Annotated in this window: 12 protein-coding genes; all 12 read right to left on the bottom strand. The window is 47.6% G+C overall.

Annotated elements, in window-relative coordinates; all coding sequences use genetic code 11:
• Positions 1-91: 91 nt before the first annotated feature.
• Entirely contained in the window at positions 92-1,549 is a 1,458-nt protein-coding gene (locus tag HMPREF0240_RS12515; RefSeq protein ID WP_035313323.1) for a PTS transporter subunit IIC, read from the bottom strand.
• 40 nt (positions 1,550-1,589) lie between these two features.
• Positions 1,590-1,892, bottom strand: coding sequence for a PTS sorbitol IIB component (locus HMPREF0240_RS12510; RefSeq protein ID WP_035313443.1), 303 nt, complete (start codon positions 1,890-1,892; stop codon positions 1,590-1,592).
• Between the two features lie 19 nt (positions 1,893-1,911).
• Positions 1,912-2,388, bottom strand: a complete 477-nt coding sequence (locus HMPREF0240_RS12505) for a PTS sugar transporter subunit IIA (protein ID WP_009003780.1) — start codon at positions 2,386-2,388, stop codon at positions 1,912-1,914.
• A gap of 14 nt (positions 2,389-2,402) precedes the next feature.
• Positions 2,403-2,681: an HPr family phosphocarrier protein gene (locus HMPREF0240_RS12500; RefSeq protein WP_009003779.1), complete on the bottom strand. Its 279-nt coding sequence runs from the start codon at positions 2,679-2,681 to the stop codon at positions 2,403-2,405.
• A 28-nt stretch (positions 2,682-2,709) separates the two neighbouring features.
• The gene (ptsP, locus tag HMPREF0240_RS12495) at positions 2,710-4,422 is read right to left on the bottom strand and encodes a phosphoenolpyruvate--protein phosphotransferase (RefSeq protein ID WP_009003778.1); all 1,713 of its coding nucleotides are present in this window, start codon (positions 4,420-4,422) and stop codon (positions 2,710-2,712) included.
• A 30-nt stretch (positions 4,423-4,452) separates the two neighbouring features.
• Complete coding sequence (locus HMPREF0240_RS12490; protein ID WP_009003777.1) at positions 4,453-5,244, bottom strand: Cof-type HAD-IIB family hydrolase; 792 nt, start codon at positions 5,242-5,244, stop codon at positions 4,453-4,455.
• A gap of 1 nt (position 5,245) precedes the next feature.
• On the bottom strand, positions 5,246-6,160 hold the full coding sequence (locus HMPREF0240_RS12485; protein WP_035313320.1) for a PHP domain-containing protein: 915 nt from the start codon (positions 6,158-6,160) through the stop codon (positions 5,246-5,248).
• Between the two features lie 10 nt (positions 6,161-6,170).
• Positions 6,171-7,487, bottom strand: coding sequence for a RuBisCO large subunit C-terminal-like domain-containing protein (locus HMPREF0240_RS12480; protein WP_009003775.1), 1,317 nt, complete (start codon positions 7,485-7,487; stop codon positions 6,171-6,173).
• Positions 7,488-7,505: 18 nt separating this feature from the next.
• Positions 7,506-8,555 carry a (Fe-S)-binding protein gene (locus HMPREF0240_RS12475; RefSeq protein WP_009003774.1) on the bottom strand — a complete coding sequence of 350 codons (1,050 nt, stop codon included), beginning with the start codon at positions 8,553-8,555 and terminating at the stop codon, positions 7,506-7,508.
• Positions 8,555-9,859 (bottom strand): FAD-binding protein, encoded by a 1,305-nt coding sequence (locus HMPREF0240_RS12470; RefSeq protein ID WP_035313319.1) that lies wholly within the window; start codon positions 9,857-9,859, stop codon positions 8,555-8,557. Before HMPREF0240_RS12470 ends, HMPREF0240_RS12475 begins: the two co-directional genes overlap by 1 nt.
• Positions 9,852-11,504 carry an anaerobic glycerol-3-phosphate dehydrogenase subunit A gene (gene glpA / locus HMPREF0240_RS12465; RefSeq protein ID WP_009003772.1) on the bottom strand — a complete coding sequence of 551 codons (1,653 nt, stop codon included), beginning with the start codon at positions 11,502-11,504 and terminating at the stop codon, positions 9,852-9,854. Before glpA ends, HMPREF0240_RS12470 begins: the two co-directional genes overlap by 8 nt.
• Before the next feature lie 531 nt (positions 11,505-12,035).
• On the bottom strand, positions 12,036-12,452 hold the full coding sequence (locus tag HMPREF0240_RS12460) for a secondary thiamine-phosphate synthase enzyme YjbQ (protein WP_035313316.1): 417 nt from the start codon (positions 12,450-12,452) through the stop codon (positions 12,036-12,038).
• Positions 12,453-12,457: the final 5 nt, after the last annotated feature.

Here is a 12,457-nt window from a genome sequence, read left to right as displayed (position 1 = left end):
CTAATGCAAATTATTATAACACATATTTTTACGCCGGCAAAGCCCACGGAACCAGTTTTCACCAGATTCCAGCGGGCTTTTGTTTTTCACATTATTCTATATAACCTCTCTGCATCAGGTATTCTTCGCTTGCGCCTGCCGCAACCCACCATACCTTTTTGTTTTTCCGGAATGAAAGATAGATGGCCAGATATACTGCAACAACGATAATAATCCCTATAACCCTCATCATACCGTCTGCCGCAAAGGCTTTGTATACCAGATATAAAACCGGGTTCGTCCCCACTGTCCATGAGGCAATTCCGAGTCCCTGTGAAAAGGCACTGGAGACGGAATCCATCTGTGATGCAACTCCTGCTGATTCCGCAGCCTTCGTAAAGGCGGCACAGACATCCGAGTTCAGTACATTCGCCACATTGAACCATATGGCCCCGGATATCACTGTCATCAGAATGTCCCCCCGGAATACGCAGATCAGTCCGGCCGTCATAAATGCCATGGCCGGGATATCTGCAAGCATCAGAATCTTATTGCCCGGCATAATAATTGATATAAAAAACACAATTGGTATCAGGATCAGGGCTGCGGCCATATTGTCCCCGTTTCCAAAGAAAACTGCCGGGTCCATGGCAATGTGGAAATATTTTCTGTTCGAATTGCCGGAACGGGCACGCGCCTGCATGGACTGGCTCAGGGGTATCAGCCCTTTCACAAACAGTCCCGAAACAGACGGGTAGATAACCATAACTGCGGCGATCGTAATAGATGCAGTCAGGATCCCGGCCCATGTATTCACATTGGCCAGCCCCGTGACAGATCCCAGGATTGTAATCAGCAGCCCTACCACCAGTCCTATGGAAAGCGGTTCGCCCCAGAACCCCAGTTTTTCCTGAAGTCTCTCTGCACTGATCGGTTTCGTTTTAATCTTCAGTTTTAACATGATCCATCTCACAATCATGGCAAATGGCGCTCCCCCGGAAGGAACACTGGTCAGAGTAAGGTTGTCATAACCGTTAAATTCCTGCAGAGACGGTGCAATAATATCCGCAATCAGAAGTACCACCAGGTTGCACATAACAGCTGCCGCAACTCCCAGTGCAAAACTTCCTGTCGTAAACTGTACAATGACTGCCCAAAATACAAACTGATAGTAGTTCCATATATCTGTCGGCTGAAATGTATCGACCAGTTTCAGCGCAAACAGAAGCAGGTTCAGCCCAAGTCCAAGCACCAGGTAAATATAGCCCAGTGTATTCGAATACACAACGACAGATGCGCCCTGCCAGCCGATATCTATGTAAGGCAGCTGGATGCCTACGTGATCCGCCATAGCCGTTACATATGGAGTAATGGCCGTCATCAACACCCCCAGAACTGCATTGAACAAGGTCAGTCCGACCGCCATATAGATGGCGCCCTGGAAGGATTTCTTCGCCCCCACTCTCATAAACATACTGATAATGAATATCACAACTGGTACGATTATGGTACTCCCAAAGATTCCCATAATATTGTTTACCGTATTTCCTATTTGTATCAAAGCCTGCATATATCTACCTCCCGATATTTAGTAGAATGTAGGATAAATACTATTCATCCATAATTTTTTTGACTGCCTCCAGCAGTTCTTCTGTAAACTGCTCTGCTCCCACTCCTGTGAACAACGGCAGACCCAGCATCACCGGAGCACCTGCCTTGTTCTTTGCATTGGTTTTTCCCGTCACTACAATCAGATCATACCCCTCCAGATTAGGAACCTCCGTTATTTTATGAGGGTTGATTGAAAAAGGTATTTTTTCTTTTTTTAATATGTCTTTGATTTTATCCGTCACAACAGTCGTTGTAAAAATTCCGCCTCCACAGGCAACAGCTATACTAATTTTTGCTTTCATATCCATTCACTCCATCATCTTAGATTATCAGATACTCTCCCAGCAGTTCTTTCATTTTCTGCATCAGTGTTTCCGGTTTATCATTTTCCAGCAGCCCGCTCATAATCTCATCCTCTTGAAAAATATTACTGAACTTCCGTAAAACTGCCGTCTGATAGCTTGGATCGGTAATCCCGAAAAGGAAGACCAGCCTTGTTTCTATTATCTCATCCGGATCTCCCATGCATCCAAACGCAACCGGGGTGTCTGTAACGGCCATCGAGAAAAAGGACTTCAGACATCCGTCATGTATATGCGGAATAGCAATGGGAACCCCTGTGGGAAGCCCCGTAGGATATTCTTTTTCCCGCTCCAGCAACGCCGTAATAAACAGCGGTTCAATACATTGATTCTTCATGGCCGCCCCGCACAGCATTCTGATTATCTCTTCGGCACTTTCGGCTTTTGCTCCCGTCAGTATCATTTCCTGATTTGTATAAAGGCCTATCGATTCCATCCGTTCCCTCCTTCTCAGTCTTCGCCAAATTTAGATTTAATCAGCGCCGTCAGTGCTTCCACTGCTTCTTTTTCATCTTCCCCCTCCGCGCTGATCTCTGCCGTTACTCCTTTGCCCAGGCCCTGTGCAATCAACATTACGATTGATTTTGCATTGGCTCTGCAGCTGTCTTCCTCATCCATGTTCCGGATAAAGATTTTGCTTTGAAACTTACTTGCCAGTGATATAAAATCTGATGCCGGACGGGCGTGCAGACCGGTCTCATTCTCAATCACCACCTGTTTTGCATACATGAGTCTTTCCTCCTTTACCTGCCTGCGGTTAATCCGGCAGTTCACTTTTTATGTATTCTTCTACCTGTACTGCTGTAGAAAGTTCCAGCACGGTCCGGGCCATCCGCTCTGCTTTGCAGATATCCATCTGAGAGATCATCTTCTTCACAGATGCCAGAGAGGAAGCATTCATACTAAATTTACGCACTCCCAGACCTGCCAGCAGTGCCGCTGCCTGGGGATTTCCGCCCATCTCCCCGCACACACTGACCGGCTTCTTCTGCTTTTTAAACGCCTCTACTATCTGCCGGATCAATCGGAACATTGCAGGGTGAAAGCTTTGATAGTACTTTGCGACACTGGGATTCAGGCGGTCAACCGCCATCAGATACTGGCAGAGGTCATTAGTCCCAATGCTTGCAAAATCCACCTCAGAAGCCGCGATATCGGCCATAAGCGCAATTGATGGTATCTCTATCATAATACCTACTTTCACATCTGTACGACAGGGAATATTTTCCTGCTTCAACTCTTCTTTCACTTCTTCCACAATCTGCTTTGCAAACCGGATATCCCCGATACTTCCTACCATTGGGAACATGATCATAAGATTACCGTATACTGCTGCCCTCAGAAGAGCGCGCAGCTGTGTTTTGAATATCGGCTTCATTTCGAAGCAAAGACGCAGCGCCCGCAGCCCAAGAAACGGATTGTCTTCCTTAGGAAGTTCCAGATAATCCAGCTTCTTATCGCCCCCAATGTCCAGTGTGCGGATAATCACCGGCCGCTCACCGTACATGGTCACAACCTTTTTGTAAACCTGGAACTGTTCCTCTTCTTCCGGCAGGGCTTTTTTGCTCATGTAGAGAAATTCTGTCCGAAACAGTCCTACACCATCCGTATATTGTTCCAGCTCCAGTTCACTTTTATCGGCAGATCCAATATTTAAACAGACATCGATTCTGGTTTTATCCAGTGTTTCAGGAACAAGGGGAAGGTACTGGCGCATATCGCTTATCTTTCTCAGATATTCTTCGCGCATTACCTGATACTGTTTTTCCTGGTCAACGGTCAGATTTGTAATTACCTTTCCATCTTTTGCATCTACGGCAATTTTCTGTCCGTTTTCTGTGTTTTTCAGAATATCTGCCACCCCCAGAACTGCGGGTATCCCATAATTCCTGGCCAGGATTGCCATATGGGAAGTGTATCCTCCCACTTCTGTAACAATCGCTTTCACGTATTCCGTCTTCATGGCAGCCGTATCCGATGGCAGCAAATCGCGGGCAACCACAATCACATCACCTGCCAGTGAAGAGAGCGGATTTTCGTGCCCTCCGTTCCACAGGCGGATTAACCGCTGGCAGACATCTTTCAGATCAGCCGCCCTCTCCCGGATCAGGACATCCTTTGCTTTTGATATAATCTTGATATATCTTTCATAAACCTCCTGGATTGCCCATTCGGGAGACAGCAGATTGTCGGTAATCTCTTCCTCTATTTCCCGTCTCATTTCTTCATCCTGCACAATATCGATATGAGCCTGGAATATTTTCTTTTCTTCTTCCTCCAGCTCAGAACTTTCTATCAGCCGCTTCAGCTCTTCCTCCGCCTGAACGAGAACGTCTTTGTACTTTTCTAAACAGCTCTTTGTCTGGGCTTTTGTAATTGTGTCATGTCGGATTTCCGGCTGGTATGGCTCATACTGAAACACACGCCCTGTGGCTGCCCCATCCGAAACCGCCGTTCCTTCATAAATCATCCTATTCCCTCTTTCCGGTTTTCTGGTTTCTCATCGCATGTATCTCTCTATGGCATATGCGACGCCGCTTTCATTATTAGACAATGTTACTTTTGTGGCTGCCGATTTTACGCCTTCCATCGCATTCTGCATGGCAATCGGCAGGCCGGCATATTCCAGCATGCCCTTGTCGTTTTCACCATCTCCTATGGCAGCCATCTCTCCGGGCGCTATGTGGTAATAAGAGCCGATCCACGCCAGCGCACGGCCCTTATCACTGCCCCCGATTTCAAGGGAAAAATCGTAGGCAGGCTCTGCGCTGACCTCACCACCCAAAGCCGAAGACACCCATTCTCTGAACCTCGCTGTTCTGCGTGGTTCATCCAATATTAAAATCTTTCCCAGGGGGGTGTCATTATAGCACATTCCTATATCTGCTGTATAGACAACCTTCTGCCCCATACATTTTTCAAATATCTCCAGGTAATTTCCTGTCAGTCCGGAATAGACCCGGTCTCCCTGGTAGATCAGGGGCTGATAGGAATGTTCCCGGCAGTAATCCAGGATCTTTCTGCAGTTTTCAGAAGAGATCATCTCCGAATGCAGGATTTTCTTTCCTGTACAATCCAGCACCAGGCTCCCATTCTGCGTCACTACTGCATCCTTCATCTGTAGTGCCTGGATAATTTCTTTTAATGCAGGATATCCCCTGCCCGAAAAAGGGATAACTTTCACGCCCTCTTTCTGTATGTCCCAGATTGCTTTTTTGTTTTTTTCGGTCAGCATGTGTCTGTCGTCCAGCAGTGTTCCGTCTATATCAACTGCTAAAAGTTTGTATTTCACGTTACCTCCTGCCCTGCCCGTTTTTTTCCGTCAGCTCTTTCAGGGCATCGAACATTTTCATATCCGCCTGTTCTGTCATTCCCATAGAATGTCCGGGCTTTTTCTTCTCGTCATGGTAGTCCGATCCTGCCGTTTTCAGCAGTCCGTTTTTGTCTGCCAGCCCTCTGAAATATGCCGTTTTCTCCGGATTATGATAGGGTGTGTATACTTCGATTCCCTGAAGACCGCACTCCAGCATAAGCGGCAGCTTCCCTTCGTCTGCCCGCGTAAACCATTCTCCCGGGTGGGCCAGAACCGGCACGCCTTTTGCATCCCTGACGGTCCTGATTCCGGTGTAAATATCTACGGTATACTCCGGCACATAGCAGGGGCTGCCCGCGGTCAGATAATCCCGGATGAAATGGATATAGGGCTGATCAGACTTTGTTCCACCTTTTTGATAGGGCCGAAGTTTGGGATGATCCCAGTTCCGCAGGTCCGTTAAAATCGCATTTGCGAAATTAGTAATGACCGGCGGCTGCGGATATGCCAGTTTTTCTACCTGTTCCATGTCTACAACGAAGCCTTCTTTTTCCAGGTTTTCTTTGATGGCCGGAAGGATATCCAGCCTGGACTTCTGAATCTCTGCTGTGAGCTTTGCCAGCGTATGCCCGCCGCTGATATCGATCCCGTATCCCAGAAGATGTACCATTCTGCCCTCGTCTATGCATGACAGTTCCAGAGCGGGAAGCGTCTGTATTCCAAGATCTTTTGATTCTTTTTGTGCCTCCCCTGCCGCTTCCCATGTATCATGGTCGGCAATGATAATGGCTTCCATCCCATACTCTGCCGCTTTTTCAAAGAGTTCGTGTACGCTATAGGTTCCATCACTGGAATGTCCGCTGTGTATATGTAAATCCACCGTTTTTCGTTCCATGCAAACCTTCCTATTTCTTCAGGTCAAACAGCTGCTGGTTCATGCCCTCGCCCCAGAGATCCAGGGCTGCCTGTAAGGATTCACAGTCTTTTGCCGCTTCCCTAAGCGGAATTCCCTCTGCAGTTGCATCCGCCGCTTTGATCAGACTTTCAACTCCTGCGGCTGCCCCCATCGGGTGTGCATGCATGGCTGCGCCTGCTGAGATAGAAAAGTCCATGCCCAGGTCGGAAGCAACATCCGGGATCAGACCCTGATATACACCTGCGGCAGGCCCCGGGAACGTGCGCTTCATTCCTCTGAAATCTGTCAGAAGAGCCTGTGCGATCCTGATGTATCTTTCACGCTGGATATCAACTTTGCCGTATGCACAAGGATAAATCACAATATCTGCTCCGCTCATTCTCATAAACTTGCCAAGAATCAGGTGGCTTGATACGCCTGAATAATGTGATTCGTACATTGCCCCTGCAAATGCGGGATGTGCCAGGATCGGAAGTCCAACCTCATCGTTCTCCGCTACCATCTGCATCGACGGCCAGCCTACGGTGAGTGCGTTGATCATGATTCCCGGTATCCCCATCTCTTTGCACATCTTTGCTTTATCCAGCATCTTATCTGGTCTGTCTGTAATATTCGGAGAATAGATCACGCGTTTTCCGGTTCTCTCATATACATCCTTCAGAATCTCGGCCGCAATCTTAGCTCTTGCCTTTACGGTACAGTATTCGGTGTCGCTGAACAGCTCATCGTCCTTGATCCAGTCGATTCCCGCCATTGCCAGTTCCCTTATCAGTTTGCCCGCATTTTCCGGGGTAGCCCCTGTACACGGCTTAATCATACTGACAATAAATGGCCTTTTCTGAACCCCTGTCAGCTCTCTGAGTCCTTCCACGCCGTATCTTGGTCCTTGAAAGGCATCCGTAAACACTTTTGGGAAATCGATATCAATCAGTTTGAGTTTTCCTGCCATGGAAATGTTTCCTATTACAGAGGTCAGTACCTGCGGGAGATTTGGTCCCATATTCTCAAACGGGAATGCAATCTGGAATACCGCCATACGCTCTTTGCCTTCCATCTCCGGCATATTGAACTCGTAGCATGGGATTTCATGAACAGCGATTACTTTCCCGCCGTGCCTTCTTCTTACTTCCGGCGTCTCTAGGGGTACCGGCGCCCATGTGCCGGTTGTCTGTTCAATCGCTATAGAGCCAACCTTATTCAACAGGTCAGACGTATACCCTTCGCAGAAGTATGTACAGATGATATGGGTATCCTTGTCAACGGACTCTGGTAATTTAAAAATGTTCGGATCATATTTTGCATTCATAATAAATTTCTCCTCTCTCTATAGCGCCTGTGCTACATATTCCGTGATGTCTATGATTTCTACTTCTTTTTCTCTGAGTGCCTCTTTTAATGCATATTTTTCAAACACACATCCCGTCACTACGGTTCCGCATCCCAGCTCCGCCAGCTCCCGGGCACGCCTTTCGCTGACTGCCGCCGCAAGTTCCGGATAAAACAGCCCCAGACCGCCGCCAAGCCCGCTGGAAGAAGTTCTGTACCCGGTTCTCTCCGGCTGCACCGCTTTCTGCCCGCTCAGCCAAAGAATCAACTCTTCAGGCGCTTTCACATCGTTTTTCCTGGTCAGCATGTGCGCCGCATGGTACGCTGCCGGCTTCATACATTCTGCAGCTTTTATTTTTCCTTCCGTGAGAAGTTCTGACAGGAATTCGCTCATATGCAGATATGTGTATGTTTCGGGATAATAATTCCGAAACGCCTCGAAGGAATAGCTGCACGGTGTGACAATTACTTTTGCCTGAGCTCTCTCGAACGCTTTTACATTCGTCTCCACAGCCTTCTGTATCCCTTCTGACTGCCCGCTTCTGTCCAAAAAGTATCCGCTGTCCGCGGTGTCCGTCAAAAAGGTGTATGAGATCCCCGCTGCCCGGCAGATTTTATCAAATGCTCTCTGCATCTCTTCATCCAGCTCTCCGGCGTATCCCAGGAATACGGCAATCTCCGCTTTTCCTTCCGGCAGCTTTGACGGGGTGCCCAGTATATTTTCACCATTCTCTGCTTTTTGGACAATACTTTCCACGCCGTCGGGTACGGTATTCTTTTCCTTACACAGCCGGCGGATATATGCCATCGTATCCGCTATGGGCACATTGACAGGACATGCGGATTCACACTCATAGCAGTCAATGCACTGAAAAGCTTCCTCTGTCACCATCTCCAGATCAAAGCGGGACCCAAGCGCCGAATATACGGATGAATACATCGGAGCCTTATCCGTTCCGGCTGCACGGACTGCCGGACATCTGTCCAGGCACAGGCTGCATCTTACGCATTCCACACTGTTATAATAAATATCATTAAAGTCTTTCATCAGTGCTCACTTCCTTTCGCCATATTTGCTGCATTCTTTCCTGCAAGATATCCGGAAGCCGCCGCAACCCCCGAACCGCTTCTCTCGTAGACCCAGTCATACCCCTCTATTAAATCCCCGCAGGCAAATATCTGACCTGAAAAACAGCCCTGTGCAACCGCCATATCATCGTACACCCGGATTCCCACCTTACCGAAGAGCTGCCCGCCTCCGGGAAATGCTTTTTTATTTACCATCTCAGGGGTTATTCTGCCCAGCGGCTCATTTATGACTGGAATAAACAGGTCTTCTCTGTATGAGGTAATTCCTCCTCCAATAAACCCTCCTGCCGCAAGCACAACCGATCTCGCATATGCTTCCTTTGTCTTTCCCTGCTGCTCATATACAATACAAAATACATCTTCCTCTGTTTTACGTATTTCCACTGCCTTCGCCTGATTTACCGCCTCAATCCCCTTGTTTTCCAGCCCCTTTTCCAGTGCCGCCGCCAGCCTTTGTGCGCTTACAGAATGACCGCCTGCAGCGATTTCTCCCACAGGAATCCCGAGTGTTTCATACAAAAGCTCCATATTCTGTGCATATTTTCTATATCCAAGGACCGGCGGAATCAATATGCCCTGTATTCCTCCCATAATGTTCTTCATATCATCCAGCGCTGCCGCCAGTTCCTCCATGCCCTCCCGGGTATCAAAAAATGCTGCCAGTTCTGCATTGGTTATTCTTTCCCGGTCCGCAAGAGAGGGAAGCTCCAGTGTGGTTGCAATATAGACGGCATCTGCATCAGGTGCAAACTGTCTCTGGTATGTATTATAAGACCTGCAGGCATATTCGGGATAAAATTCCGTATGCCCTCTGAATCCGGCAACCAGTATTTTCCCCGCTGCCTTTGCTGCGTCTGCATATTTATTATAGGAAGGGATATATGCCGTGTTTTTAAAGGTTCCCAGGATATTCGGGATGACAGCATTTGTAACTCCGTCTCCTGTAAACTCCATCCCGCCTGCTCTGCATACCTCCCGAAGTGCTTTGATTCCGTTTTCCAGACTGTCTTTCAGAACTGCATACGGATGTCTCGGATTTTTATCGAGCAGAAGCTCCATACCCTCTTTGATATCGTTTACTGTTGTATTTTTCTCTTCTCCCGGAACGGCACCCAGAATATCCAGGGCGCCCGATCCCATCATGGTAGCTCCGGCTCCTTTTGTAATGATCTCCACAGACACCTGCTCATCCGCTGCCGCCTTTGCTGCAGTCACTCCGGCTATGCCGCTGCCTATTACAATTACATCTATCATCTTATTCATGTGGAATCACCTCCGTTGGTTTGGTATCCAGCAGGTCGTATCCTCCCTGGGTTACATAAAATGCCTGCATAATTTCTGCCTGCGCCAGCTGGTCTCCATATTGCAGCGTATAGTAAATCCCCTTCCAGCGCTCCTGCATATATTCCGCAAGCTGGTCATGTGCCTCCTCTGCCGTTGCATGAACCGCCTTCTGATACAGGGCTGCCACCTTATAAGTACAGAATGTTCCCTGGCAGGTTCCCATACCGTTGCGGATCCTTCTTCTGAGGTCTTTGATGTTATATACCTCTTCATTTTGAAATGCATTGATCACCTCTGCGCCAATGACCTGAGCGCATTCGCAGATGACTCCCGCGTATTCCGGTGCCGCATCAACGATTTCCCTTGCCCTGCTGCCGTACCTTGCGGTCATCTTATGGGCACTGTACAGCGGCACTTTATATGTATCGTGTATATATCTGGCATCTTCTTCCGCTTCTTCTTTTGTCTGCGCTCCATATATCAACTGTTTATGCGAGGTACACTCTGCATCGCTGCCAAGCTTCTTACATACAAGATCCACTGTCTCTTCCGCCATAAGCCGGGCTGTTGCATATTTCCCGCCGGTAATTGTGACAATGCCTTCGATCCCATGTTCTTCTGCGTGGTCAATCAGGATCATCCTGCGGCTTACGGCTCTCCCGGTTTCCGCTGTAGTGGAGTAAAGGGGTCTGACCCCTGTGCACATCCTGAGCATTCTCGCTTTTCTGATGTCCGGGATAATCTGCTCCACGCTGCTTTCCATCAGTTCAATCTCATCCAGGCCAGGAACCGCTGCATCGGGATCTTCTATATCCACGGAAGAAGTTCCGAGCAAGGATGTATTCTGATACCCCATACTGACAAGGCCGTCACCGTCTGAAGGAACTCTCAGAATACCGATCAGAGTCTTGGTAGGCCGCATATTATAAACCCCCATTGTTCCCTTGTTCGGTTTTACCGGAATCTTGAATCCCGCCATTTCTGTTACCCTGGACCCCCATGGGCCTGCAGCGTTTACGACAATCCGGGCGTATATCTCATAGACCGTTCCATTCCTTCTGTCCAGTACTTTCACTCCTTTTACGGTATTCTCTTCCAGAATCAGGTCAATCACTTCACTGTGTGTCCTGATGACCGCGCCTTTTACCTTTGCATCATATGCCTGAGCGATACAGAGTCGGAAAGGATCAAATCCCGTATCAATTGTACGCAGGGCAAACTGGATATCGCCGGCCAGAAGCGGTTCGTCCTTTACGGCTTCCTCCGGAGTGATTACTTCGTAGGGCAGCCCAATATCATCTGCATTCTCCATCCACTTCTTAGCAAATTCCAATTGCTCTTCTGTCTTCGCCACCCACATCGCATCTGTCGGGTCAACAACCTGAGGAACTATTTCACGGAATACTTTGTTTTCCTGCAGACACTCTACTGCCGTCTGCTTATCTGTCACAACATATCTGGAACCGCCGTGCAGCGCTGAATGACATCCTCCTGACGTACCCGCTGCCAGATCGTCTCTCTCCAGAAGAACAGAATTTGTATACCCGCGGAGTACCAAATCTCGAATCGCAGCCGTTCCTGTGGTTCCGCCACCAATTACTACCACGTCAAAATTTTCTCGCATAAATTCGATCTCACTTCCTATTTTCTATTTTCAACCCGGTTTGAATTAGCCTTATAATATCACCGTTTATTTGCACAATCAAATTGGATTTTTTCTTGTTTTTTTCGTTTTTTTATCTTTTAATTGTGCAGTCTTTTTAAATTCTCTTCTTCATTTTAGGGCAGTTTGTACATATTTTATATATTCAGTGTTTCTAAACAATAAAATATTTTTGTCATTCTGCACCATTCCCGGCGCTTCTTTTTCTAACTGAAGAAAATGCAGTTTTCTCTATCCGTAAAGAATAACAAAGTGGGCAAGCCCACCTCAACTCCCCGTCTCCTCACTCATGAGGGGCTCGCACACTTTGGCGCCGCCGCAATGCCGCTCTGCGGCTATATACCTTACCGCGGCGTGTGCATCCCCCGGAGAGTTTTTATGATATAGGGAATTCCAGAGGATTTTTCTATATCATAAAAAGAGCCTGCCCGGAACTCTTCATATTCTGTCCCGGGCAGGCCCTCTAAAGGCTTGCATCTGCAGTTGGCCATTCTATTCTCCGATGATCTTAATGCAGATCTTTTTCTTGCGCTTTCCATTGAATTCAGCATAAAAGACCTGCTCCCAGTTTCCCAGGTCCATATTGCCTTCGGTCACTGATATCATCTCGCTTCTTCCTATTATATTCCTTTTCAGATGGGCAGGCGCATCTTTTTCACTTTTATTATGCAGATAATAAGGTTCTTTCTGTTCTGGCACCATCTGTTCTAAGAACTCCAATGTATCTTTGATCAGCCCTTCCTCATCATCGTTTACAAAAATGGACGAAGTAGTATGCAGAGAAGATACTACTATAATCCCTTCCCTTACACCGCTTTCTTCCAAAACCATTTTAACATGGTTGGTGATATTTTTAATCGTTTCCTTTTCTTCAAATTCAAAACTCAAATATGTACGGTATGATTTCAAAATAT

It is taken from the genome of Clostridium sp. D5, from assembly GCF_000190355.1.
In the GTDB taxonomy this organism is placed as follows: domain Bacteria; phylum Bacillota; class Clostridia; order Lachnospirales; family Lachnospiraceae; genus Faecalicatena; species Faecalicatena fissicatena_A.
Note: the sequence above shows the minus strand (reverse complement) of the source record. Positions and strands in the feature narration are given on the sequence as shown.